Source organism: Streptomyces sp. NPDC052236 (genome assembly GCF_044548015.1).
In the GTDB taxonomy this organism is placed as follows: domain Bacteria; phylum Actinomycetota; class Actinomycetes; order Streptomycetales; family Streptomycetaceae; genus Streptomyces.
Window position 1 is genome coordinate 23,013 of sequence record NZ_JBIUBL010000044.1, and the last position, 24,473, is coordinate 47,485.

Genomic DNA, 24,473 nt, shown 5'->3' on the forward strand with positions numbered 1-24,473 from the left:
GTCAGGGCGCGGCAGGAAGAACCTGCGGGCGTGTTGGACGCGTCCCAGGGGAAGAGCCGGCCCGATCGAAAGACAGCGGTCGCCCCCACCCACGACGGCACAAGGGTGCTCGACCACACCAGGAGGCAAAGTGAACGGCGATCGTGACGAGATCCACGGGGGCTGGAACATTCCCGTCGATGATCAGTCCGACGCGGAGCCCGCCGAGATGACGGGTGAGTTCACCATCGACTACACCCCGCCGGCCTGGTACACGCAGAACGCGTCCACGTCCGGGGCCGCGTCCGCGCCGGGTGATACGTCGGGCGGGGGTGCGGGCCGACAGGGGCCCACGCTTCCTCCCCCGCCCCATGGGGCGCCGGTGGCCCTGCCGGGGCTGCCCGCGGGCAGCGGTTTCGAGCCGAACTGGGCGCAGGGGCCGCCGCCGCCCGCTCCGCAGGAGCCCGCGCCGGCACCAGCGCCCGTACCGGCACCAGCGCCCGCACCCGTTGCGGAGGTGGCTGCCGCCGCCGAGCCCGCTCCGGAGCCCTTCGGGGGCGGTGACGTGGAGAGCGGGGCCACCATGAAGTTCTCGCCCGCCGCGCTGAAGCGTGAAATCGAGGAGCGGGCCGCGGCGGCCGAGGCCGAAGCCGTAACCGGCGATGCCGATGCCGATTCCGAGGCGTCTGCCGAGGGCCAGGGCGAGGTGGCCGAGGCCGCGGTCGCGTCCGTGGACGAGGCCGAAGCCGAAGCCGAAGCCGTTGCGGACGCTGCCGTCCCGGAGCCCGAGAGCGACGGCGCAGAACCCGCAGAACCCCAGGACGAGGCCGCTCCGGCGGACGCCGCGGAGGTGCCGGCCGACGAGCCCGCCGACACCGCGCCGCCCCAGGACGCTCCGCCCGCACCCGTACCGCCGCAGCCCTGGGCACCGGCGCCCGCCGCGCAGGGCACCGGACTGCCGCCGCTGCCGCCCGCCTTCCAGCCGGTCGCGCCGTCGGACGCCCCGCAGTGGCCCGTATCCGCGCAGACGGCCGACCAGTCGGCCCCGCCGGCCCCGCCCGCGTGGCCGACGCCGACCCCGGCGGCTCCCGTAGCGCCCGCGATCCCTGCACAGCAGGGCGGCGGTTACGGATTCCCGCAGCCGGGGCAGCAGCTCCCACAGCAGGGTTACGGCTTTCCCCAGCCAGGCCAGCCAGGCCAGCCAGGCCAGCCGGGGCAACCGGAGCAGGCCACGCCCGCCGCGGCACTGCCCCCGGCGGCCCCCGCGCCCAACGCCCAGCATCCCCAGGGCGGTTACGGATTCCCCCAGCCAGGCCAGCCCGGCCAGCCAGCTGCGGCACTGCCCCCCGGCACCCCTGGACCCAACACCCAGCACCCGCAAGGCGGCTACGGATTCCCCCAGCCGGGACAGCCCGGCCAGCCCGGACAGCAGCCCACTCCTCAGGGCTACGGCTTCCCCCAGCCGGGGCAGCCGGGGCAGCCGGGACAGGCCACGCCCGCCGCGGCACTGCCCCCGGCCGCCGGCCCCGTTGGGTTCCCCCAGCCGGGACAGCCCGGTCAGCCCGGTCAGCAACCCATGCCCCAGGGCTACGGCTTCCCCCAGCCCGGTCAGCCGGGCCAGGGCGCTCCGCTGCCCCCTGCCATCCCCGGGCCGTTTCCCCAGCCAGGTCAGCAGGGCCAGCCCGGTCACCCCGGCGCGCCCGCGCCCGTACCGCCGCAGGCGCCCAACCTGCCCGCTCCCGTCACGCCCCAGCAGGCCGCCCAGCCGCAGCCCCCGCAGCAGCAGATGCCGATCGGGCAGCCCGTCGACCCGCGGACCGGGGCCGCCTGGCCCACGCCCGTCACGCACGATCAGCGCGAGCGTTCCGTGCCGGGCGCGCCGCTCGGCTACACCGCAGCCGTCGAGCTCTCCTCCGACCGTCTGGTCCGGGGCAAGCAGAAGGCCAAGAGCAGCCGCAACCCCTCCAGCGCCAACCGCTTCAAGTTCGGCGGCAAGAAGGAGGAGGCCGAGCGCCAGCGCAAGCTGGAGCTGATCCGTACGCCGGTGCTGTCCTGCTACCGGATCGCGGTCATCAGCCTCAAGGGCGGTGTCGGCAAGACCACCACGACCACCGCGCTCGGCTCCACCCTGGCCACCGAGCGGCAGGACAAGATCCTGGCGATCGACGCCAACCCGGACGCCGGCACACTCGGCCGCCGGGTGCGCCGGGAGACCGGGGCCACCATCCGTGACCTGGTGCAGGCGATCCCGTACCTCAACTCGTACATGGACATCCGCCGGTTCACCTCGCAGGCGCCCTCCGGTCTGGAGATCATCGCCAACGACGTGGACCCGGCGGTCTCCACGGCCTTCAACGACGAGGACTACCGGCGCGCGATCGACGTACTGGGCAAGCAGTACCCGATCATCCTCACCGACTCCGGCACCGGTCTGCTCTACAGCGCGATGCGCGGAGTGCTGGATCTGGCCGATCAGCTGATCATCGTCTCGACCCCGTCCGTGGACGGCGCGAGCAGCGCGTCGACGACGCTGGACTGGCTGTCCGCCCATGGGTACGCGGAGTTGGTCCAGCGTTCCCTCACGGTCATCTCCGGGGTCCGCGAGACCGGCAAGATGATCAAGGTCGAGGACATCGTGCAGCACTTCCAGACGCGCTGCCGCGGTGTGATCGTGGTGCCCTTCGACGAGCACCTGTCGGCAGGCGCCGAGGTCGATCTCGACATGATGCGCCCGAAGACCCGGGAGGCGTACTTCAACCTCTCCGCGCTGATCGCCGAGGACTTCGTACGCGCGCAGCAGCAGCAGGGGTTGTGGATGGCTGACGGCAACCCGCCCCCGCATCAGGCCCCGCCGATGCCGGGTTACGGACAGGGCGGCCCGGCACAGGGCCAGCAGTGGCAGGCTCAGGGCCAGGCGCAGGGGCACGGGCAGCCGCCCCAGCAGCCGTACGCGCCGCAGCAACCCCAGCAGCCGCAGCCCCAGCAGCAGCCGTACCCACCGAGCCACCCGCATCAGCCGCCGTACGGCAGCCAGCAGCCACCCCAGGGCTGGCAGCAGTCGCCGCCCTCTCAGGCCCAGTCCCCCGCGAACCCCGCCGGACCGCCGCACCCCGCGAACCCCGCCAACCTCGCCAACCCCGCTCACCAGGGCGCGCAGAGCACCCCGGGACAACCCGAACTTCAGGGCCCCGTTCCGCCCGCCGGATGGCCGCCGCAGCAGCCTCCGCAGCCACCGCCAGCCCCTCAGCAGTAACGCGACAAAGGTCTCAACCAATGAGGGCCCGTACCGTCTCGACGGTACGGGCCCTCATCTGTATTCCCGCAGACCACACGGGGTTTGGTGGCCGTTGACGCGACACGCCACCGCTGATAAACCTTCGCTTCATCAGCTGGCGATCCAGAGATCACGAAGCCTTCTTCCAGCGAGTGATGACGCGAGGTGTCCGTCCATGGCCACAAAGGTTCCACACCGCATCCGAGTGCTTCTGGCCTCCGGCGCCGCCGCCGTACTGGTGGCCGGAGCAGCGACTCCCACGGCTCAGGCCGCCGATGGCGAGGACAAGAAAGTCCTGACGATCGCGGTCTCGCAGAGCGTGGATTCACTGAGCCCGTTCCTGGCCCAGAAATTGGTCTCCACCACTATTCACCGGTTGACGTACGAGTATCTGACGAACTACGACGTCAAGGACGCCCGCACCGTCCCAGGACTCGCCACCGAGTGGAAGTCGTCCCCGGACAAGCTGACGTGGACGTACACCATCCGGAAGGACTCCAAGTGGTCCGACGGCAAGCAGGCCACCGCCGAGGACGCCGCCTGGACGTTCAACAAGATGATGACGGACGAGAACGCCGCGACCGCCAACGGCAGCTTCACGGCCAACTTCAAGAAAGTCACCGCCACCAGCCCTGAAACGCTGGTCATCGAGCTGAAGAAGCCGCAGGCCACCATGACGGCGCTGGATGTGCCGATCGTGCCCAAGCATGTCTGGGAGCAGGTGGACGACTTCTCGAAGTTCAACAACGACAAGAAGTTCCCCATCGTCGGCAACGGCCCGTTCGTCATCACCGACTTCAAGGTCGACCAGTTCGTCAAGCTCAAGCCCAACAAGGAATTCTGGCGCGGCGCACCGAAGTTCGACGAGCTGGTCCTCAAGTACTACAAGGACGGTGACGCGGCGGTCGCCGCGCTCCAGAAGGGCGAAGTCTCCTTCGTCCAGGGCCTCACCCCGGCCCAGGCCACGGCCCTGAAGAGCGCCGAGAACATCAAGGTCAACGACGCGCCCGGCCGCCGCTTCTTCGCCCTCGCCACCAACCCGGGGGCCCGGTCCAAGGACGGCAAGACCTTCGGCAGCGGCCACAAGGCCCTGCTCGACCCGGCCGTACGCAAGGCCCTGTTCCACGCCACCGACCGCAAGACCATCGTGGACAAGGTCTTCCAGGGCCACGCCGTCGAGGGCGAGGGCTACATCCCGCCGCGCTTCGCGTCGTACTTCTGGAAGCCCGAGGCGAGCCAGAAAATCGCGTACGACCCGGCGAAGGCGGCCCAGCTGCTCGACGACGCGGGCTACAAGAAGAACAGTGGCGGCAAGCGCGTCGGCAAGGACGGCAAGGCGCTCGACTTCCGGATCCTCTGCCACGCCACCGACCCCAACGACAAGGCGATCGGCAAGTACCTCCAGGAGTGGTGGGGCGAGCTCGGCATCGGGCTCAAGGTCGAGTGTCTCGACAGTGTCTCCGACCCCTGGCTCAAGGGTGACTACGACCTGGCCTTCGACGGCTGGTCCGTGAACCCCGACCCCGACTTCGTCCTGTCCATCCACACCTGCGCGGCGCTGCCCGCCACCCCCAAGGACAGCGGCGCGACCGACAACTTCATCTGCGACAAGCCGTACGACGATCTGTACGCCAAGCAGGCCGTCGAGTACGACGCGGCCAAGCGGGCCGATCTGGTCAAGCAGATGGAATCGCGGCTGTACGACACCGGCTACATGAATGTCCTCGCGTATCCGAACGCCGTCGAGGCGTACCGTACCGACCAGATCAAGTCCATCAAGACGATGCCGGAGGCCGCGGGCAATCTCTGGGGCCAGGACGGCTACTGGAGCTGGTGGTCGGCCGAGCCCGCCGCCGGTGACGGTGGGTCGGACAGCGGCACCTCCATGGGTGTCGTGGTCGGTATCGGCGCGGCCGTGGTGCTCGCCGCCGGGCTCGGGCTGTTCGCCGCGATGCGCCGCCGTTCCACCGCGGAAGACCGTGAGTAGTCGATGAGCACCACATCCACGACCGGCACCACCGCCGTGGCGCGGGCCCCTGAGGCCCGCGCCGGGAGCGGCCACACCCGCGCGTATCTCCTGTATGTGGCGGGCAAGCTGGGCGGCGCGGCGATCTCGCTGCTCGCCGTGCTCGTCACCAGTTTCTTCCTCTTCCGGATCATTCCTGGCGATCCGGTGAAGGCCATGACGCACGGCACGCCGACGTCGGCGGAGCAACTGGCCACGCTGCGCCGTCAGTTCGGGCTCGACCAGCCGATGTGGCAGCAGTTCACGGACTATTGCGCCAAGGCGCTGACGGGTGATCTCGGGACCTCGTACCAGTTCCGCGCGCCCGTCGGCGAGCTGATCGCGCAGAAGGTGCCGGCGACGCTGCTGCTCACCGGTGCCGCCGTGGTGATCTACTCGGCGATCGGGCTGTGGCTCGGCACCCGCTCCGCGTGGCGCCACGGCAGTCTCGGCGACAAGGTCAGCACGGGGGTGGCGCTGACCCTGTGGTCCGTGCCGTCCTTCTGGCTCGGACTGCTGCTGATCATCACCTTCTCGGTGGGCATCGGGCCGATCCCTGGCCTGTTCCCGACCGGCGGCATGGAGTCGGGTGACGAGACCGGCTTCGCGTACATCACCGATGTCGCCCACCACATGGTGCTGCCGGTCGTCACGCTGGTCGCGGTCGGCTACGCGCAGACGCTGCTGGTGATGCGCTCCTCGCTGCTGGACGAGATGGGCAGCGACTATCTGACGACGGCACGGGCGAAAGGGCTGCGGGACGACACCGTACGCCGCCGCCATGCCGTGCCCAACGCGCTGCTGCCGACCGTCACCATGGTCTTCATCAACCTGGGCCATGTGGCGGCGGGTTCGATCCTGGTGGAGACGGTCTTCTCCTGGCCGGGTCTCGGCGGGCTGTTCTACGCGGCGCTGAGCGTGCCCGATCTGCCGCTCGTCCAGGGGCTGTTCGTCGTCTTCGCCGGGGCCATGATTGTGATGAACCTCCTGGCCGACCTGCTCTATCCGCTGCTCGATCCCCGGGTGGGCCGATGACCAGTTCCAGTTCGTTGATCTGGGCCCGCCGGCGGGACTCGGTGGCCCGCTTCTGGGGTTCGTACCGTACGCACCGGGCGGGGCTCTTCGGTCTCGGCGCGCTCGTGCTGATCGGCCTCGTCGCAGTCGGCGCACCGCTGATCGCCGGCGGGGACGTGCAGAGCGTGACGAACGCGCCGGGCTCGGCGCTGGAGCGGCCCAGCGGTGAATTCCCGCTGGGGACGGACCAGTTCGGGCGGTCGCTGGTGGGGCTGATGGTGTGGGGGGCGAGGATCTCGCTCACCGTGGGGCTGCTGGCCGCGGGTCTCTCCGTCGCGATTGGCACCCTTGTCGGCATCATCTCCGGTCACTACGGCGGCTGGCTCTCCACGGTGCTGATGCGGGTCACGGACTGGTTCCTGGTGATGCCCGCGCTGGTGCTGGCGATCGTGCTGGCGACGGTGATGTCGCGGAACATCTGGACGGTCATCATCGCGATCGGCGTCACCAGCTGGCCGACGACGGCGCGGCTGGTGCGCGCGCAGACCATCGCGGTGGAGTCCCGCCCGTACATCGAACGCGCGAAGGCGCTCGGCGGCGGGCACGGTCACATCATGAGCCGCCATGTGCTGCCCAATGTCATGCCGCTGGTGCTGGCGCAGACGACGCTCGGCATCTCCAGCGCGATCCTGACCGAGGCGACGCTTGCGTTTCTCGGCCTCGGCGATCCGACGGTCGTCTCCTGGGGCGGCATGCTCCAGGACGCCCGGGAGGCGGGCGCGGTCTCGTCCGGCCACTGGTGGTATCTCGCGCCGCCCGGTATCGCGATCGCGCTGGTGGCACTGGCCTTCACGCTGTGCGGGCGCGCGATCGAGACGGTGCTCAATCCGAAGCTGGGAGTGAGTCGATGAGCGCGGGGCGCCTGCTCGAAATCAAGGACCTGCGGGTTACGTACGGTTCGGGGGCGCGGGCCGTACCCGCCGTACGCGGGGTCGATCTCAGCCTCGACGCGGGCCAGAAGCTGGGCATCGCGGGCGAGTCGGGCTGCGGCAAATCGACGCTGGCGCTGGCGCTGCTGCGGCTGCTGCCCGCGTCGGCGACGCTGACCGGCGAGATCCTGCTCGACGGGGAGGACGTCCTCACGATGAAGTGGGGGCGGCTGCGGGCGGTGCGGTGGGCGGGCGCGTCGATCGTCTTCCAGGGCGCGATGCACTCCCTCAACGCGGTGCACCGGATCGGCGACCAGATCGCGGAGCCGGTGCTGCTGCACCAGAAGGCGACTGCGGGGGCGGCGAAGAAGCGCGTCGCCGAGCTCCTCCAGCAGGTGGGGCTGCCGGCGGCGCGGGCGGAGGCGTATCCGCACGAGCTGTCCGGCGGGCAGCGGCAGCGCGTGATGATCGCGATGGCGCTGGCCTGCGGTCCACGGCTGATCGTCGCCGACGAGCCGACGACCGCGCTGGATGTGATGATCCAGGCGCAGATCCTCGGGCTGATCGAGGAGCTGGTCGCCGAGCAGGACATCAGCCTGCTGATGATCAGCCATGACCTCGCGGTGCTGGCGGACACGTGCGACCGGCTGGCGGTGATGTACGCGGGCCGCATCGTCGAGGAGGGCCCGGCCCGCACGGTGTACGACGCGGCGAAACACCCGTACGGCCGCGCGCTGTCCGCGGCCTTCCCCCGCATCGGCGACCCGTCTTCACGCCGGTCCCCCCGGGGCCTCCCGGGGGACCCGCCGGACCCGGCGGCACTGCCGGGGGGCTGTACGTTCCACCCGCGCTGCCCGGTGGCGCTGGAGGCGTGCGCGGAGGAGGACCAGACGCTGTCGTGGGCGGGGGAGGGCCACAGGGCGGCGTGCGTGCATGTGGGGGGCGGCGCGGGGGCGTCGGCGCCGGTGGGTGCGTCCGGCGCACCCGATGCTGCGCGTGCGCCGACGACGCCTGATGCACTGACCGCTCCGGGGGCTCCGGCCGTGCCTGACGCTGCGGCAAGCGCGGCGTCGGCTCCGGGGAGCCTGATGACCGCGGGGGCACCCGATGCCCCAGGAGGTCCGGACGCTCCGAAGGGGCCCGACGCTCCAGCGGGTTCCGGCACCCCGGCGAGCCCGGAGGCTCCGGACAGCGCAGGGACGCCTGCGACACCCGATGCCCCGGGAACCCCGGCCGCTCCCGGTACTCCAACGACACCTGATGCACTGGCAGCTCCAAAGAGGCCCGACGCTCCAGCAGGTTCCGGTACCCCGGCGAGCCCGGAGGCTCCGGCCGATCCGGCAAACCCCGCCGTTTCGGACGACGCGGCGACGCCTGCGGCCCCCGACACTCCGAGGGCTCCGCGTGTTCCGAAGACGCCCAATGCTCCGGCGGGCCCGGCCTCTCCGGCCGGTTCCGGGAGCCCGGCGAACCCGGGTGCCCAGACCGCCACGGCGAATCCGGCCGCTTCAGAGAACGCAGCGATGCCTGCGGGCCCGGGGAAGCCGGGGGCTCCGGGGGGCGCGGCGCCTCCCGCCGATCCGGCGAACCCAGCGACGCGGACCGCTCTGACAGACCCGGCCGGTTCGGGGAACCCGGCGAGCCCGGAGGCCCAGACCGCCCCGGCGGATCCGGCCGTTCCGGACGACCCAGCGAAGCCTGCGACGCTCGATGCCCCCGGAACGCCCGACGATCCGGCTGCCCCACGGCACCCGGCAGGCCTCGATACTCCGGCGGCCCCTGCCGCTTCGGCCGAGGAGCCCCGGTGAGGCGACGCGACCGGACACGTTCCGCGCGCCGCGAGCAGGCGGGCTTCGCCGGCGGCCATGACCCGGCAGGCCGGGCGGATCAACCGGGGCCGACCAGGCCACCGCGGACGTCCCGGACGCCGGGATCGGCGGGTCGGCCAGGCCGCCCGGGGCGACCCGGTCGGATCACCCGCCGGACTCGACCCGCCCACAGACCGATTCTCACCACCGCCGGTGCCGTAACCAGGAGCCAGTCATGACCACCCCTCCCCTCCTCTCGGCCACCGACCTCCACGTCACCTTTCCCGGGCGGCGCGGCGGGCCCGTCGCCCGTGCCGTCGACGGTGTCGACCTCGACATCCGCGCAGGCGAAATCGTCGCGCTCGTCGGTGAGTCCGGCTGCGGCAAGACCACACTCGCCCGCTCGCTCCTCGGCCTGGTCCCGCCAACCTCCGGGCGCGTCACCTTCGGCGGTCAGCCGCTCGACTACAGGTCCCGCGCCCTCAAGACGTACCGGAAGCGCGTGCAGTTGGTCCTCCAGGACCCGAGCGGGTCGCTCAACCCCCGGCACACCGTCTACGACGCCGTCGCCGAGGGCCTGCGGATCCACCGGTACTCCGGCGACGAGCGCGAGGCCGTCGCCGAGGCGCTCTCTCGCGCCGGGCTCCGTCCCCCCGAGCGGTTCTTTCTGCGCTACCCGCACGAGCTCTCCGGCGGCCAGCGGCAGCGCGTGGTCATCGCGGGCGCGCTCGTGCTGGAGCCCGAGTTGATCGTCGCGGACGAGCCGGTGGCCTCGCTCGACGCGTCCGTACGGGGCGAGATCCTCGCCCTGCTCCTGCGCCTGCGCGACGAACTCGGCCTGGCCGCGCTCGTGGTGACCCATGACCTGGGCCTCGCCTGGAACATCGCCGACCGGGTCGCGGTGATGTACCTCGGCCGGATCGTCGAGTCGGGCACCGTCGAGGAGGTGCTGACCTCTCCCCAGCATCCGTATACGCGCGCGCTGCTGTCCGTCCTGCCCGAATCCGAGACCCCGCCCGTGGTTCTGACGGGCGAGCCGCCAGACCCGTCACGGATCCCGTCGGGCTGCCGTTTCCACGCCCGGTGCCAGGTGCTGGCCTCGGGCGAGGCCGAACGCGCGGGCGTGGCAGACCGCTGTCGTACGAAGGAGCTGCCGGTGCTGTCCAGCAAGACGGAGGCGGCGCAGGTGGCCTGCCACTGGGCGTGAGACAGCAGGTTCAGCCGCGAGCCGCGCCCGTGTCGTAGGACTCCGTCAGCTCGCGGCACTTCTTCACGTCCGCCGCGATCGCCTCCAGCAGCGACTCGATCGAGTCGAACTTCTCCTGCGCCCGCACATACGCCAGGAAGTCCACCGCCACATGCAGCCCGTAGAGATCAAGACCCACGCGGTCGATCGCGTACGCCTCCACCGTCCGCTCCGTGCCGTCGAACTGCGGGTTCGTGCCCACCGAGATCGCCGCCGGCATCCGCTCGCCGTCCGCCGTCAGCCACCCCGCGTACACCCCGTCCGCCGGAATCGCGGTGTGCGGCAGCGTCTCCACGTTCGCCGTCGGGTAGCCGAGCTCACGGCCGCGCTGCGCCCCGCGCACCACCACGCCCTCGACCCGGTGCGGGCGGCCCAGGATCTCCGCCGCGCCCTCCACGTCGCCGTCGGCGACCAGGCGGCGCGTCAGGGTCGAGGAGAACGGCTCGCCGCCGCCCGCCGCGCCGCTCACGACCAGGTCGATGACCTCGACCTCGTAGTCGTACGTCTTGCCGAGCTCGGCCAGCAGGGCCACGTTCCCGGCAGCCTTGTGGCCGAAACGGAAGTTCGGGCCCTCGATGACCGCGCGCGCGTGGAGCTTGTCGACCAGCACCTTCGCGATGAAATCGGCCGGCGACAGCTTCGAGAACTCGATGGTGAAGGGAAGAATGAGCACCGCGTCGACGCCCAGCTCCGCCATCAGCTCTGCCCGCCTGTGGTGCGGCGCGAGCAGCGGCGGGTGGGTGCCGGGGCGTACGACCTCGCTGGGGTGCGGGTCGAGGGTCACCACGACCGACGGCACCCCCAGCTCACGCGCCCGCTCCACGGCCCGGCCGATGATCAGCTGGTGGCCGCGGTGCACCCCGTCGTAGGAGCCGATGGTGACGACGCTGCGCCCCCAGTCCTGGGGGATGTCCTCCAAGCCACGCCAGCGCTGCACTGTGACCGCTCCTCGCCCGAACCTGTGTACGTGAACGTGAATGCGCCGATGACGCAGGTCTAAGACTGCCATGCCCGTGGCCGTCGGTCCGCATCGGGCCGCTGTCCGAAAGCGCCCCCCAGTGACCCCTTGGTTCCCTCCAAGCGCCTGCCCGGTGGGGTGAATCCGGCCGCCGGGGCGGACAGACCCTCTGAGGAGGGGGATCGTGGAACGGGCAACGGCCGTGCCCGTTCCACGATGAGCTCAGCGAAGGCCAGGCTCAGCCGAAGACCGCAAGGCTCTTCGCCCTGCCCTTCTGCTCCTCCACCAGCGCCAGCAAACGCCCGTCGGGACCGAACGCCGCCACGGGCGTCCTGTCGTACGCGGGCATGTCCAGCCGTACGCCGTTGAGCAGCAGCTTCGCCTGCTGCCCGGTCACGTCCCAGCGCGCGAACGCCGCCGCCGCGGCATCGGCGATCGGCATCACGATCAGCTCCTCCTGGAGCTGGTCGAGCGTCTTCGCCGCGTCGATTCCGTACGGACCGACCCTGGTCCGCCGCAGCGCCGTCAGATGCCCGCCGACGCCAAGACCACCCCCGAGGTCGCGAGCGAGCGCGCGGATGTACGTACCGGAGGAGGCGACCACGGAGACGACCAGGTCCACGACCGGCGTCCCGTCCTCGGCGACGGCCTGCCGTACGTCGTACACGGTGAACGAGGACACGGTGACCGGCCGCGCCGGGATCTCGAACTCCTCGCCGCCGCGCACCCGCGCGTACGACCGCTTGCCGTCTATCTTGATGGCGCTGACCTTCGACGGCACCTGCATGATCGCGCCGGTCAGCCGGGCGACGCCCGCGTCAATGGCCTCCCGGGTGACCGAGGAGGCGTCGGCGGACGAGGTGGTCTCGCCCTCCGCGTCGTCGGTGACGGTGTTCTGGCCGAGCCTGATCGTGCCGAGGTACTCCTTCTCGGTCAGCGCGAGGTGACCGAGAAGCTTGGTGGCCTTCTCGACGCCGAGTACCAGCACACCGGTGGCCATGGGGTCCAGCGTGCCCGCGTGCCCGACCCGCCGGGTCCGGGCGATGCCGCGCATCTTGGCGACGACGTCATGCGAAGTGAAGCCGGACGGCTTGTCAACGATGACAAGGCCGTCCGGCGTCTTGTTCTGCTCTGTCATTCCGAGGCTTCATCCTCAGTCTTGGACCCGGCAGTCTTGGACCCGGCCTCGGGCCCTGCCTCGGACGCTGTCTCGGCCTCGTCGGCCTCGACCTCGTCCTCAGGCTTGCGGTACGGGTCGGCCTCGCCCGCGTACGCCGCGCCCGAGGACACCTCCCGTACCTTCTCGTCGATGGCCCGCGCCTTGTCGAGGAGGTCCTCGATCGTCTTGGCATTCTCCGGGAGCGCGTCCGCCACAAAAGTGAGGGTGGGCGTGAACTTCGTCTTCGCCGCCGCCCCGACCGCCGACCGCAGGACGCCCTTGGCGCTCTCCAGCCCGGCTGCCGCGCTCGCCCGGTCCTCGTCGTCCCCGTAAACCGTGTAGAAGACCGTGGCCTCCCGCAGGTCACCGGTGACGCGGGTGTCCGTGATGGTCACGTGCGTGCCCAGCCGAGGGTCCTTGATGCCGCGCTGCAGCTTCTCCGCGACCACCTCCCGGATGAGGTCCGCCAGCTTCTTCGCCCGCGCGTTGTCGGCCACTGGTCCTTCTCCTTCATTTCCTTGCTCAGTCTTCGTCGCTGTGCAGTCGGCGTCGTACCGACAACAGCTCCACTTCGGGCCGGCCGGCGACCATGCGCTCGCACCGGTCCAGTACGTCTGTGAGGTGGACCGTGTCCCCCGACACCACCGCCACGCCGATCCTGGCCCTGCGGTGCAGATCCTGGTCGGCGACCTCCGCCACACTCACCGCGTATTTGCGCTGGAGTTCGGCGACTATCGGCCGGACGACGGAGCGTTTCTCCTTCAACGACCGTACGTCGCCGAGGAGCAGATCAAAGGACAGTGTCCCCACGTACATGTGTGTCCGGATATCCCGCCGGTGCGGGTTAGACGTCCCCCGCCAACGACTTGGCAGGGACATCAGAACCGTACACGCAACAGCCGGGGCCGATCGACGGAAATATGCTCCGCCGACCGGCCCCGACTGACGCTGTACGACTTACGGCAACCTGTGCCGTAGGACGGGACGATCAGCCGCGAGGCTTCTCGCGCATCTCGTACGTCGCGATGACGTCGTCGATCTTGATGTCGTTGAAGTTTCCGAGGTTGATACCGCCCTCGAAGCCTTCGCGGATCTCAGTGACGTCGTCCTTGAAGCGGCGCAGACCCTCGATGTTGAGGTTCTCCGCGATGACCTTGCCATCGCGCAGGAGCCTGGCCTTGGTGTTGCGCTTGACCTCGCCGGAGCGGACGAGAACACCCGCGATGTTGCCCAGCTTGGACGAGCGGAAGACCTCGCGGATCTCCGCCGTACCGAGCTCGACCTCTTCGAATTCCGGCTTGAGCATGCCCTTGAGGGCTGCCTCGATCTCCTCGATGGCCTGGTAGATCACCGAGTAGTACCGGACGTCGACGCCCTCGCGGTCCGCCATCTGCGCGGCACGACCGGCCGCACGGACGTTGAACCCGATGACGATGGCGTCGGAGCCCATCGCCAGGTCGATGTCCGACTCGGTGACCGCACCCACACCACGGTGCAGGACCCGGATCTCCACCTCTTCGCCGACGTCGAGCTGGAGCAGCGAGGACTCGAGAGCCTCCACCGAACCGGACGCATCGCCCTTGATGATGATGTTGAGATCCTGGACCAGACCGGCCTTGAGCACCTGGTCGAGGTCCTCGAGGGACACCCGGCGGGTGCGCTTGGCGAAGGCGGCGTTGCGCTCACGCGCAGCGCGCTTCTCGGCGATCTGGCGGGCCGTACGGTCCTCGTCGACCACGAGGAAGTTGTCGCCGGCGCCGGGGACGTTGGTGAGACCCAGGACCAGGACGGGGGTCGACGGACCCGCTACCTCGACGTTGTTGCCGTTGTCGTCGAGCATCGCCCGGACCCGGCCATACGCGTCACCGGCGACCATCGTGTCACCGACGCGGAGCGTTCCGCGCTGGACAAGCACGGTGGCGACGGCGCCACGGCCACGGTCGAGGTGAGCCTCGATCGCAATACCCTGCGCGTCCATCTCCGCGTTGGCGCGGAGATCGAGCGAGGCGTCCGCGGTCAGGACCACGGCCTCCAGCAGGGAGTCGATGTGCAGACCCTGCTTGGCGGAGATGTCGACGAACATCGTGTCGCCGCCGTACTCCTCGGCGACCAGACCGAACTCGGTGAGCTGACCGCGCACCTTGACCGGGTCCGCGCCCTCGACGTCGATCTTGTTGACCGCGACGACGATCGGGACGCCGGCGGCCTTGGCGTGGTTCAGCGCCTCGATCGTCTGCGGCATGACGCCGTCGTTGGCCGCGACCACGAGGATCGCGATGTCGGTCGACTTGGCACCACGGGCACGCATGGCGGTGAACGCCTCGTGGCCCGGGGTGTCGATGAAGGTGATCTTGCGCTCTTCACCGTTGACCTCGGTACCGACCTGGTACGCACCGATGTGCTGCGTAATACCGCCGGCCTCGCCCGCAACGACGTTCGTCTTGCGGATGGCGTCGAGGAGGCGCGTCTTACCGTGGTCGACGTGACCCATGACGGTCACGACCGGCGGACGGGAGACGAGCATCTCCTCGCCGCCCTCGTCCTCGCCGAACTCGATGTCGAAGGACTCGAGAAGCTCGCGGTCCTCCTCCTCCGGGCTGACGATCTGAACCGTGTAGTTCATCTCGGACGCCAGCATCTTCAGCGTGTCGTCGGAGACGGACTGGGTCGCGGTGACCATTTCGCCGAGGTTCATCATGACCGCGACGAGCGACGCCGGGTTGGCGTTGATCTTCTCCGCGAAGTCGGTGAGCGACGCACCGCGCGACAGGCGAATTGCTTCGCCGTTGCCGCGAGGCAGCATCACGCCGCCGACCGACGGGGCCTGCATGGCCTCGTACTCCTGGCGCCTCTGCCGCTTCGACTTACGGCCACGACGCGCGGGGCCGCCGGGACGGCCGAAGGCGCCCTGTGTGCCACCACGGCCACCGGGACCACCCGGACGTCCGCCGAAGCCGGGACGGCCACCGCCGCCACCACCGAAGCCGCCACCGCCACCGGGGCCACCAGGACCGCCGGGACGACCGGCGAAGCCGCCGCCACCACCGGGGCGACCGCCGCCGCCGGGACCGGCCGGACGACCGGCGAAGCCGCCGCCGCCGGGACGACCGGCACCCGCGCCACCGGGACGGCCTGCGCCGCCGGTACCGGGACCACGGCCACCGCCGCCACCAGGACCGCCACCAGGACGGGGAGCCGCGGCGGGACGCTGCGGCATCATGCCCGGGTTCGGACGGTTACCGGCAGGACCGCCACCGGGACGGGGCGAAGCCTGCGGACGGGGCATGCCGCCCGGAGTCGGACGAGAACCGCCGCCACCCTGGCCCTGCGGGCGCGGTGCGCCACCGGGGCCACCCTGCGGACGCGGGGCGCCGGGAGCGGCACCACCGGGACGCGGCGCGCCACCCGGACGGGGCGCCTGCGGGCGCGCCATACCGGTGGAGCCACCAGAGGTGAAGGGGTTGTTTCCCGGACGGGGACCGGCCGGACGACCGCCGGGGCGCTGGGCGCCCTGACCGCCGGGACGTGCCGGACGCTCGCCGCCGCGCTCGCCGCCACGGCCGCTGTCGCGCTGACCGCCGGCCGGAGCCGGACGGGCGCCCGTGGGGCGCGGCCCGGGAGCAGCCGCGGGCCGCGAGGCCTGCGGTGCGGTGGGCTGCGCCGGCTCGGGGGCCGAGAACTCGGCCGCGGGAACCGGAGTCACCGGAGCCGGCTTGGCCGGCGTCGGCGGCTTGGGACCCGGACGCGGGCCACCGGAAGCCGGGGCCGCGGAGGGGGTGGTGCTCGCCGGAGGAGCCTCGGCTGCGGCCGGCTTGGCCGGGACGCCGGGCTTGGGAGCACCGGGACGGGCCGACGGCGCCGGTGAGGGCGCGCCGGGCGTAGGGGTACCACCGGGGCGGTTGGCCGCCGCGGGGGAAGGCGCGGCCTTGCGGGGCGCGCCGGGCTTGGCAGCGGACTTGCCGGCGTTGCCGCCGGGCCCCTGCAGTGCGTCAGTCAATTTGCGTACAACCGGCGCCTCGATCGTCGAGGACGCCGAACGGACGAATTCACCGAGTTCTTGGAGCTTGGCCATGACGACCTTGCTCTCAACTCCGAACTCCTTGGCGAGTTCGTATACCCGGACCTTAGCCACTTCGCTCCTTTTAGGTCCGGGTTACCGCCGGACCGTCGCTACTTCATGGGCGTACTCATCGCGTACTCATCGAGTGCTCATCGCAATCTCGACCTACTTCCAACTCGCGAGGTACCTGACCGCACGGGAATCCGTGCCGTGCTTCTTCTTGCGGTTTCTTACGGTGCTGCCTGCTCGACGTACCGGCGTACATCCGCGGTATCGAGCGGCCCCTTGACCTTGAAGGCCCGGGGGAACGCTCGGCGGCGGACCGCCAGGTCGATGCAGACCAAGGCGGGGTGTACGTAAGCACCCCGGCCGGGCAGCGTACCGCGATCATCGGGGACGCATGATTCCCCGGTCATCACGATGCGCAGCAGATCGGTCTTGGCCGCTCGCTCCCGGCAACCCACACAGGTTCGCTCAGGGCATGCGCTGGTCTGCGTCCGGCCAGACACGTTTAAGTCTACCTCCCCGCACCGACATCACCCGCGCGGGGCAAAAATCGAACGGTTGTTGTCCGGATCCAGGCCGGATCCCACCATTCACAGAACAGGGTCCCGCCGGGATTCATTCCTCAGCACTGGTCAGTGACTGGTCAGCGGCGGTCGGAGCCCCGGTCGGAGCGCTGGTGCGCGCCCTGGTCGTCGCTCTGCTCCATGTCCGAACGGATGTCGATGCGCCAGCCGGTGAGGCGGGCGGCCAGGCGGGCGTTCTGCCCCTCCTTGCCGATCGCCAGCGACAGCTGGTAGTCGGGGACCGTCACCCGCGCGGAGCGCGCCGCCAGGTCGACGATCTCGACCTTGCTGACACGCGCCGGTGAAAGGGCGTTCGCCACCATCTCGGCCGGGTCGTCCGACCAGTCGACAATGTCGATCTTCTCGCCGTGCAGTTCGGCCATGACATTACGCACACGACTGCCCATCGGGCCAATGCAGGCGCCCTTCGGGTTGAGGCCGGAGCGCGTCGAGCGGACGGCGATCTTGGTGCGGTGACCCGCCTCACGGGCGATCGCCGAGATCTCGACCGACCCGTCCGCGATTTCCGGGACCTCCAGCGCGAAAAGCTTCTTCACGAGGTTCGGGTGGGTGCGGGACAGGGTCACGGACGGGCCGCGGACGCCCCTGGCGACGCGCACCACGTACGTACGCAGCCGCAGGCCGTGGGTGTACTCCTCGCCGGGCACCTGCTCCTGCACCGGCAGGATCGCCTCCAGCTTGTCGTCCAGCCTGACCAGGACGTTCTTGGGGTCCTTGCCCTGCTGCACCATGCCGGCGACGACATCGCCCTCGCGGCGGGAGTACTCGCCGAAGGTGACGTCGTTCTCGGCGTCCCGCAGCCGCTGCTGGATCACCTGGCGGGCGGTGGTCGCGGCGATGCGCCCGAAGTCCGACGGGGTGTCGTCGAATTCCTTGGGCTCCTGGCCCTCATCGAGGTCCGCGGGGTCTTCCTTCGCCCACACCGTCACATGGCCGGTGTCCCGGCTGAGCACGACGCGCGCGTGCCTGCGGCTGCCCTCGGTGCGGTGGTACGCGATGAGGAGGGCCGACTCGATCGCCTCGACCAGCAGGTCAAAGGGGATCTCCTTCTCTTGTGCCAAGCCCTTCAGGAGCTTTACGTCGATGTCCACGGCTACGCCTCCTCTTCCTTCTTGTCCTTGCGGCTGAACTCAAGCTCTACGCGTGCCTTGGCGATGTCCGCGAAAGCGACACGGCGGGCGGTGGGCTTGCGCCCTTTCACGCCCGGAATTTCGAGGTCGAGTCCCTCGTCGTCCACGGTGAGGATGCGCGCCACGAACTCGTCGCCGTCGTTGAGCTGGAACTTTGCCAGCCGCCCTGTGGCGCGTACGTAGTGGTGGTGCTGGAGCAGGGGGCGGTCGGCGCCCGGGGAACTCACTTCGAGGACATACTCTTCCTCGCCCATCGCGTCCGTCTCGTCCAGCTTCTCGGAGACGGCGCGGCTCAGCTCCGCACAGGCGTCCAGCGTGGCGCCCTCTTCGGAGTCCACGATGATCCTCAGCATGCGGCGCCTGCCCGCCCGGGACACCTCGATCTCTTCGAGATCCAGGTCCGCGGCGCTGACGAGCGGTTCCAGCAGCCCGCGCAGCCTCTCGCTCTGGGTGGTGCTCATCCGGGTGACTCCTCGGCCGCGTGTGCTGTTGTTGGATCGTCGTGTGTCAGGTCAAAGGGTATCCGGTCGCGGGGGGTGTTGCCGTCCACCTGTGGCTGACCCGCGGGTACGCTCGCCTGCGGCGATGATCAGGATGATCAGGGCGAGGTCCGAGGGAGAGTTGCGTGGGGCGCACGGGGACGACACGGAGACGTGCGCTGATGGCGACAGGGGCGGTCGCGGCGGCCGGACTTTTTACGGGCTTGACGGGGTGTTCGGCCGGAGAGTCGGCGGAACGGCGTACGTCGGGGTCGGTGCCCGATGCCGCTCGCAAGCAGGCCGCGGAGCGGGTCAGGCTCGCCGCGACGAGCGTGGCGCTGCGGGATCAGTATGACGCCGTGCTGAATCGGCACCCTTCGCTGGCCGGGCGATTGACTCCGCTGCGGGCGGCGGTCGCGGAGCATGTGACGGCGCTTGCCGGAACGGTCGCTCCGGCCTCTGCCCCCTCTCTGGCGGCTTCGCCCGTTCCTGCCGGTCCCGGGGACGCGCTGAAGGCACTGGCGGCGGCCGAGCGGCGTACCTCCGACGCGCACACCGCGTCGCTGAGCGACGCGGAGCCCGAACTCGCCCGCCTGCTGGCCTCGGTGGCGGCGGCCGGCGCCGCCCACGCGTACCTCCTGACGAAGGCGGACGCACGATGAGCACGAGGAGCACGAAGAGCACGCTGAACGCCGTGCAGGCGGCGCTGGCCGCGGAACACGCGGCGGTGTACGGGTACGGGATCGCCGGCGGCCGGATGGGCGACGACCGCGAGGCCGAGGCCACCGCCGCGTACACGTCCCACCGGGCCCGCCGGGACGCGATGGCGCGCACGGCACGCGACCTGGGCGGCAAGCCGGTCGCGGCCTCCGCCGCGTACGCGCTGCCCTTCCCGGTGGAGGACAGTGCCGCAGCGGTGCGCCTCGCCGCGGTGATCGAGGACCGCGTCGCGGGTGTCTACGCCGATCTCGTACGGGCCGGCTCGGGGCCGCTGCGCCGGGAGGCCGCGAGTGCGCTGCGTGAGGCGGCCGTCCGCGCGGTGCGCTGGCGCGGCACCGGCGTAGCCTTTCCTGGGCTCGCCGAGCAGACCGGGAGTGGAGCGCGCTGAAGCGGAAAGGGAACGACGGACGTATGGCTTTCGTGGCTTTCGAACCGCCGCAGCGGCTCGTCCGGGCAGTCGGCGAGAATAACGACTGGCTCCGGCGGTTGCCCGAGCTCACCCAGGAGGCAGTGGACCGGCACGGGCTGGCCGTCGAGCGGGTGATGGCACCGGGCGGCCGGAGCAGCCTGGTCGTTCTCGTACGTCAGCCGGACGGCACCCCCGCCACGCTGAAGATCGCCCCGCCGTTCGCCGCGCCCGCGCTGGAGCGGGCGGCGCTGGAGCACTGGGACGGCTGGGGCACGGTACGTCTGCTGGCGTACTCGGACGGTGCGCTGCTGCTGGAACGGCTGCACCCGGAGGTCTCGCTGCGGTCGCTGCCGGAGGCGAAGGCGCTGCTGGAGGCGGCGGGGACGGTACGGCGGCTGTGGGTCGAGCCGCCGGCGGACCACGGGTTCCGGACGGTCGCCGAGCACACGGCGGGTCAGGCGGAGGCGCTGCGGGCCTCCGCCTTCGCCGACCCGGCGACGGCGGACCTGGTCGCGGCGGCTCTCGCGGCGCGCGACGAGCTCATCGCGTCCTCGTCCGAGCTTCTGCTGCTGCACGGCAACTTCCGCCAGGGCAAGGTCCTGGCCGCAGACCGCACTCCCTGGCTCGCGGTCGGCCCCGAGCCACTGGTGGGCGAACGCGCCTACGACCTGGCGCGGCTGGCCCGGGACCGGATCGATGACCTGATCGCCACTTCGGCGGGGCCGTCGGCGACGCGTCGGCGGGTCGGCAGGCTGGCGGACTCGTTGGAGGTGGACCGGGAGCGGCTGCGGGGGTGGACGCTGTTCCGGGCGGTGGAGTCGGGGGCGAGGGCGGTGGGGGCGGGGCGGAGGCAGGAGGGGGAGCTGTGCATGGAGTTCGCGAGCTGGCTGTAGCCCCACCCCGCCCCATCCCTTAACCAAGGGGCTCCGCCCCCCGAACCCCCGGTACGGCCTTCGGCCGTACCGGGGGTTCGGGGGCAGCGCCCCCGACAAGAGACCCGCACCCCGCAAGGTCACGCGCTGAGGCGCGCCACCGCGGCCTCCACCGTCAGTTCCTCCCGCTCCCCCGTCCGCCTGTCCTTCAGCTCCACCACGCCCTCCGCCGACCGCCGCCCCGCCACCAGGATCTTCGGGACGCCGATCAGCTCCGCGTCCGTGAACTTCACGCCCGGCGAGACACCGGGTCGCTCGTCGACCAGCACCCGCAGGCCCGCCGCCGACAGTTTCTCGGCGACCTCGAGCGCCAGTTCCGTCTGGAGCGCCTTGCCCGCCGCCACCACGTGGACGTCCGCCGGGGCGATCTCGCGGGGCCAGCACAGGCCCTTGTCGTCCGCCGTCTGTTCGGCCAGGGCCGCCACCGCGCGGGAGACGCCGATGCCGTACGAGCCCATCGTCACCCGGACCGGCTTGCCCTGCTGGCCCAGCACGTCCAGCTGGAAGACGTCCGCGAACTTGCGGCCCAGCTGGAAGATGTGGCCGATCTCGATCGCGCGGTCCAGCTTCAGGCCGGTCCCGCACTTCGGGCAGGGGTCGCCCTCCCGCACCACGACCACGTCGAGGTACTGGTCCACCTCGAAGTCACGGCCGCAGACGACATTGCGCGCATGCGTGCCGGGCTTGTTCGCGCCCGTGATCCACGCGGTGCCCCGCGCGATGCGCGGGTCGGCGAGGTAGCGGACCTTCTCCAGGCCCTGCGGGCCGACATAGCCGCGTACGAGGTCGGGGCGCCCCTCGAAGTCCTCCGCGGTGACCAGCTCGACCTCCGCCGGGGCCAGGTGCTCGCCGAGCTTGCCGAGGTCCACCTCGCGGTCGCCGGGTACGCCGACCGCGACAATCTCGCCGTCCACCTTGACCAGCAGGTTCTTCAGGGTCGCCGACGCCGGGACATCCAGGTGCGCGGCGAGGGTCTCGATCGTGGGGGTGTCGGGCGTGTCCAGCTCCTCGACCGGCCCGTGGGACGAGGCGTCCCCGTCGGTCGCCACGAAAGTGACCGCCTCCGTGTTGGCCGCGTAGTCACACGCCGGGCAGTCGACGAACGTGTCCTCGCCCGCCGGCGCCGGGGCCAGGAACTCCTCGGAGGCCGAGCCGCCCATCGCACCCGAGACCGCCGAGACGATGCGGTGGTCGAGGCCGAGCCGCTCGAAGATCCGGATGTACGTCTCGCGGTGCAGCGCGTACGACTCGGCCAGGCCCTCGTCCGTTGTGTCGAAGGAGTACGAGTCCTTCATCTGGAACTCGCGTCCCCGCAGCACACCGGCGCGCGGACGGGCCTCGTCGCGGTACTTCGTCTGGATCTGGTAGAGGATCACCGGCAGGTCCTTGTAGGACGTGCACTGGTCCTTGACGATCTGGGTGAAGATCTCTTCGTGCGTGGGGCCCAGCAGGTAGTCCGCTCCCTTGCGGTCCTTGAGGCGGAACAGCAGGTCGCCGTACTCCTCGTACCGGCCGCTCGCGTCGTACGCCTCCTTGGGCAGCAGCGCCGGGAGCAGCACCTCCTGGCCGCCCATGGCGTCCATCTCTTCGCGTACGACCCGGGTGATGTTCTCCAGGACCTTCTTGCCGAGCGGCAACCAGCTCCAGATGCCGGCGGACGTACGACGCACGTAGCCGGCGCGCACGAGCAGCTTGTGATTCAGCGTCTCGGCGTCCGCCGGGTCGTCACGCAATGTCTTGACCATCAGACGGGACATGCGCTGGACCGGGGCCTGGGCCATGGTGAACTCCTGCTCGGAATGTGTGATGAGCAGGAGGTTATCCGGGGCGTACCGGCAGGCGGAAATCAGTAACCGATTCCACCGCGGAAATCAGTGGGCGCGCAGCAGCGGCAGCGCCGCGCCCATGACGGCGTACGGACTGGGCGCGCTGGGGAACAGCACATGCCGCGCGAGGTCGCGGTAGCCCAGCGCGCGGTACAGGCCGCGGGCCGGGCTCTCGGAGTCGATCGCGGAGAGGATGGAGCGCGGCTGCTCCGCGCTGTCGGTGATCGTAGTGATCAGCGAGCGGCCGATGCCCCGCCCCTGGAAGCCGGGCAGGACATGGAGTTCGGTGATGACGAAGGAGTCGTCGAGCCAGTCGTCGGTGCCGGTGGCGCGCAGGTACGGCTCGACGACGGTGGACCACCAGTGGCCGCGGTCGTTCGGCATGCCGTAGACGAATCCGACGAGGCGTCCGGACTCCGTCATCGCGCCGAGCGCGCGGGCCCCGGGGTACAGAAGGTGCCGTAGGACGATGTGGCGGCGTACGTCGATCTCGTCGTCGCTGAGGCCGAAGGCGACGGCCTGCACCGCGAGCGCGTCGTCCACGCGTGCGGCGAGATTGACCGGTGCGATCTCGACGCTGGGGGTCTGGGGCCGGCCTCCTGAAAGTGCTGCCATGCGCGAACCCTACTTCGCGCACGCGTTCAGAACAGCACGCTCATGAAGGCCCCGACCTCGCGGAAGCCCACCCGCCGGTACGCGGCCCTGGCCGGGGTGTTGTAGTCGTTCACGTACAGGCTGACCACCGGCGCGACATCCAGGGCGTAGCGCAGTACGGCCGCCATGCCGGTCTCGGACAGTCCGCGGCCGCGGAATTCCGGGGCGACCCAGACTCCCTGGATCTGGCAGGCCCTGGAGGTGGCCGCGCCGATCTCGGCCTTGAAGACGACCCTGCCGTCATGGATATGGGCGAAAGCCCGCCCGGCGGTGACGAGTTCGGCCACCCGGGCCTGGTAGAGCAGTCCGCCGTCACCGGCCATCGGCGAGATGCCGACCTCTTCGGTGAACATCGCCACGCACGCCGGCATGATCACGCCGACCTCGTCCTGGGTGATGCGGCGGACGTACGGGTCGGGGGCTATGTCGTCGGGGACCCGCTCGGCGATCATGAGCGGCTGGCGCAGGCGTACGTCCCTGGCGGGGCCCCAGGCCGGCTCCAGCAGCCGCCACAGCTGGGTGGCGGCGTCGGCAGGTCCGACGATGGAGGAGCAGCGGCGGCCCGCCCTGCGCGCACGGTCGGCGAAGGCGCGTACGGCCTCGGGGGTCGCGCAGATGGGCACGAGGTTGGCGCCGGAGTAGCAGAGGGAGCGCAGCCGCCCGTCGGCGTACCAGCCCCACATCTCGCCGCCGAGGCGCCAGGGGTCGAGCCCGGCGACCTGGACGCGAGCGGTGACGAAAGCATTCACCACGGGCTCGCTCTCCAGGATGGCGAGCGCTGCTCCGAGGTCGCGGGGTTCGAGGACCCGGGTGGTCGTCTGCGTCAACACGAGGGGCCTCACCATACGGTCTGCTGGTTCTCGCACTGTACCTGGCGGCTCCAGGGCGTGCCGAGAAGCCCCTGCCCCGGGCTGCCGGGCCCACACAAAAGCCCCGCCGCACGCGGTGGGCGTGCGGCGGGGCCGATGAAAGGAAAGCCGGTGAAAGGAAAGGGGTCAGCCGCGCGAGGGCTCCGGCTCGCCGACCGCGTCGACCACCGGCACACCGGAGGGGACGCCGTCCTTCTCCATCTGTTCGGCGATCTTCAGTGCCTCTTCGATGAGGGTCTCCACGATCTTCGACTCGGGCACGGTCTTGATGATCTCGCCCTTGACGAAGATCTGCCCCTTGCCGTTGCCCGACGCGACACCGAGGTCCGCCTCACGAGCCTCACCGGGACCGTTGACGACACACCCCATCACCGCCACCCGCAGCGGCACCTCCATGCCCTCCAGACCCGCACTGACCTGGTCCGCGAGCTT

Annotated in this window: 20 protein-coding genes and 1 pseudogene; 9 read left to right on the forward strand and 12 right to left on the reverse strand. The window is 70.8% G+C overall.

The window, feature by feature from the left end:
- The first annotated feature begins 130 nt into the window (after positions 1–130).
- The 6 genes and pseudogenes from ACIHCQ_RS41525 (at position 131) to ACIHCQ_RS41550 (ending at position 10,216) form a co-directional block, all read left to right on the forward strand.
- Positions 131–3,232, forward strand: coding sequence for an SCO5717 family growth-regulating ATPase (locus tag ACIHCQ_RS41525; protein WP_399674188.1), 3,102 nt, complete (start codon positions 131–133; stop codon positions 3,230–3,232).
- A 196-nt stretch (positions 3,233–3,428) separates the two neighbouring features.
- The gene (locus ACIHCQ_RS41530; protein WP_399674189.1) at positions 3,429–5,240 is read left to right on the forward strand and encodes an ABC transporter substrate-binding protein; all 1,812 of its coding nucleotides are present in this window, start codon (positions 3,429–3,431) and stop codon (positions 5,238–5,240) included.
- 3 nt (positions 5,241–5,243) lie between these two features.
- Positions 5,244–6,293: an ABC transporter permease gene (locus tag ACIHCQ_RS41535; protein ID WP_399674190.1), complete on the forward strand. Its 1,050-nt coding sequence runs from the start codon at positions 5,244–5,246 to the stop codon at positions 6,291–6,293.
- The gene (locus tag ACIHCQ_RS41540; protein ID WP_399674191.1) at positions 6,290–7,183 is read left to right on the forward strand and encodes an ABC transporter permease; all 894 of its coding nucleotides are present in this window, start codon (positions 6,290–6,292) and stop codon (positions 7,181–7,183) included. Before ACIHCQ_RS41535 ends, ACIHCQ_RS41540 begins: the two co-directional genes overlap by 4 nt.
- Positions 7,180–8,148: pseudogene (locus tag ACIHCQ_RS41545) on the forward strand (ABC transporter ATP-binding protein); the annotation flags it as partial. The gene ACIHCQ_RS41540 and the pseudogene ACIHCQ_RS41545, both read left to right, overlap by 4 nt.
- A 1,096-nt stretch (positions 8,149–9,244) precedes the next feature.
- A complete protein-coding gene (locus ACIHCQ_RS41550) occupies positions 9,245–10,216 on the forward strand; it encodes an ABC transporter ATP-binding protein (RefSeq protein WP_399674192.1) in 972 nt (323 codons plus the stop codon).
- Positions 10,217–10,226: 10 nt separating this feature from the next.
- On the opposite strand, the gene ACIHCQ_RS41555 is transcribed toward ACIHCQ_RS41550, so the two are convergent.
- The 8 genes from ACIHCQ_RS41555 to rimP all read right to left on the reverse strand — a co-directional run bounded on the left by ACIHCQ_RS41555 (position 10,227) and on the right by rimP (position 18,613).
- Positions 10,227–11,192, reverse strand: coding sequence for a bifunctional riboflavin kinase/FAD synthetase (locus tag ACIHCQ_RS41555; RefSeq protein WP_399674193.1), 966 nt, complete (start codon positions 11,190–11,192; stop codon positions 10,227–10,229).
- Between the two features lie 259 nt (positions 11,193–11,451).
- Positions 11,452–12,351, reverse strand: coding sequence for a tRNA pseudouridine(55) synthase TruB (gene truB, locus ACIHCQ_RS41560; protein WP_399674194.1), 900 nt, complete (start codon positions 12,349–12,351; stop codon positions 11,452–11,454).
- A complete protein-coding gene (rbfA, locus tag ACIHCQ_RS41565; RefSeq protein WP_399674195.1) occupies positions 12,348–12,869 on the reverse strand; it encodes a 30S ribosome-binding factor RbfA in 522 nt (173 codons plus the stop codon). The genes truB and rbfA overlap by 4 nt, the downstream gene beginning before the upstream one ends.
- Positions 12,870–12,894: 25 nt before the next feature.
- Positions 12,895–13,188: a DUF503 domain-containing protein gene (locus tag ACIHCQ_RS41570; protein WP_399674196.1), complete on the reverse strand. Its 294-nt coding sequence runs from the start codon at positions 13,186–13,188 to the stop codon at positions 12,895–12,897.
- A gap of 172 nt (positions 13,189–13,360) precedes the next feature.
- Positions 13,361–16,504: a translation initiation factor IF-2 gene (gene infB, locus ACIHCQ_RS41575; protein ID WP_399674197.1), complete on the reverse strand. Its 3,144-nt coding sequence runs from the start codon at positions 16,502–16,504 to the stop codon at positions 13,361–13,363.
- Between the two features lie 158 nt (positions 16,505–16,662).
- Entirely contained in the window at positions 16,663–16,941 is a 279-nt protein-coding gene (locus ACIHCQ_RS41580) for a YlxR family protein (RefSeq protein WP_399674198.1), read from the reverse strand.
- A gap of 140 nt (positions 16,942–17,081) precedes the next feature.
- Positions 17,082–18,113: a transcription termination factor NusA gene (gene nusA / locus ACIHCQ_RS41585; RefSeq protein ID WP_399674199.1), complete on the reverse strand. Its 1,032-nt coding sequence runs from the start codon at positions 18,111–18,113 to the stop codon at positions 17,082–17,084.
- Between the two features lie 2 nt (positions 18,114–18,115).
- Positions 18,116–18,613, reverse strand: coding sequence for a ribosome maturation factor RimP (gene rimP / locus ACIHCQ_RS41590; RefSeq protein WP_399674200.1), 498 nt, complete (start codon positions 18,611–18,613; stop codon positions 18,116–18,118).
- Positions 18,614–18,906: 293 nt separating this feature from the next.
- Here rimP and ACIHCQ_RS41595 point away from each other — a divergent pair, with 293 nt between their 5' ends.
- From ACIHCQ_RS41595 to ACIHCQ_RS41605, 3 genes are read left to right on the forward strand one after another with little or no spacing between them, the layout of a single operon-like run.
- The gene (locus ACIHCQ_RS41595) at positions 18,907–19,293 is read left to right on the forward strand and encodes a hypothetical protein (protein ID WP_399674201.1); all 387 of its coding nucleotides are present in this window, start codon (positions 18,907–18,909) and stop codon (positions 19,291–19,293) included.
- Positions 19,290–19,739, forward strand: coding sequence for a ferritin-like domain-containing protein (locus ACIHCQ_RS41600; protein ID WP_399674202.1), 450 nt, complete (start codon positions 19,290–19,292; stop codon positions 19,737–19,739). The genes ACIHCQ_RS41595 and ACIHCQ_RS41600 overlap by 4 nt, the downstream gene beginning before the upstream one ends.
- Before the next feature lie 32 nt (positions 19,740–19,771).
- The gene (locus ACIHCQ_RS41605) at positions 19,772–20,653 is read left to right on the forward strand and encodes an aminoglycoside phosphotransferase family protein (protein WP_399674208.1); all 882 of its coding nucleotides are present in this window, start codon (positions 19,772–19,774) and stop codon (positions 20,651–20,653) included.
- Positions 20,654–20,772: 119 nt separating this feature from the next.
- Here the strand turns inward: ACIHCQ_RS41605 and ACIHCQ_RS41610 are convergent, their stop codons facing one another.
- From ACIHCQ_RS41610 to ACIHCQ_RS41625, 4 genes are all read right to left on the reverse strand, one after another.
- Entirely contained in the window at positions 20,773–22,473 is a 1,701-nt protein-coding gene (locus ACIHCQ_RS41610) for a proline--tRNA ligase (RefSeq protein WP_399674203.1), read from the reverse strand.
- Positions 22,474–22,563: 90 nt separating this feature from the next.
- On the reverse strand, positions 22,564–23,133 hold the full coding sequence (locus ACIHCQ_RS41615) for a GNAT family N-acetyltransferase (protein WP_399674204.1): 570 nt from the start codon (positions 23,131–23,133) through the stop codon (positions 22,564–22,566).
- A gap of 26 nt (positions 23,134–23,159) precedes the next feature.
- Positions 23,160–24,002, reverse strand: coding sequence for a GNAT family N-acetyltransferase (locus ACIHCQ_RS41620; protein ID WP_399674205.1), 843 nt, complete (start codon positions 24,000–24,002; stop codon positions 23,160–23,162).
- 165 nt (positions 24,003–24,167) lie between these two features.
- On the reverse strand, positions 24,168–24,473 hold a 306-nt coding region (locus tag ACIHCQ_RS41625), incomplete at its 5' end, for a flavodoxin-dependent (E)-4-hydroxy-3-methylbut-2-enyl-diphosphate synthase (RefSeq protein ID WP_399674206.1).

Coding starts and splice junctions, on each gene's coding strand:
- truB (WP_399674194.1), bottom strand. CDS start 12,351: ATGACAGAGCAGAACAAGACGCCGGACGGCCTTGTCATCGTTGACAAG.
- rimP (WP_399674200.1), bottom strand. CDS start 18,613: ATGAGCACCACCCAGAGCGAGAGGCTGCGCGGGCTGCTGGAACCGCTC.
- ACIHCQ_RS41535 (WP_399674190.1), top strand. CDS start 5,244: ATGAGCACCACATCCACGACCGGCACCACCGCCGTGGCGCGGGCCCCT.
- ACIHCQ_RS41600 (WP_399674202.1), top strand. CDS start 19,290: ATGAGCACGAGGAGCACGAAGAGCACGCTGAACGCCGTGCAGGCGGCG.
- ACIHCQ_RS41610 (WP_399674203.1), bottom strand. CDS start 22,473: ATGGCCCAGGCCCCGGTCCAGCGCATGTCCCGTCTGATGGTCAAGACA.
- ACIHCQ_RS41615 (WP_399674204.1), bottom strand. CDS start 23,133: ATGGCAGCACTTTCAGGAGGCCGGCCCCAGACCCCCAGCGTCGAGATC.
- ACIHCQ_RS41540 (WP_399674191.1), top strand. CDS start 6,290: ATGACCAGTTCCAGTTCGTTGATCTGGGCCCGCCGGCGGGACTCGGTG.
- ACIHCQ_RS41530 (WP_399674189.1), top strand. CDS start 3,429: ATGGCCACAAAGGTTCCACACCGCATCCGAGTGCTTCTGGCCTCCGGC.
- ACIHCQ_RS41570 (WP_399674196.1), bottom strand. CDS start 13,188: ATGTACGTGGGGACACTGTCCTTTGATCTGCTCCTCGGCGACGTACGG.
- ACIHCQ_RS41550 (WP_399674192.1), top strand. CDS start 9,245: ATGACCACCCCTCCCCTCCTCTCGGCCACCGACCTCCACGTCACCTTT.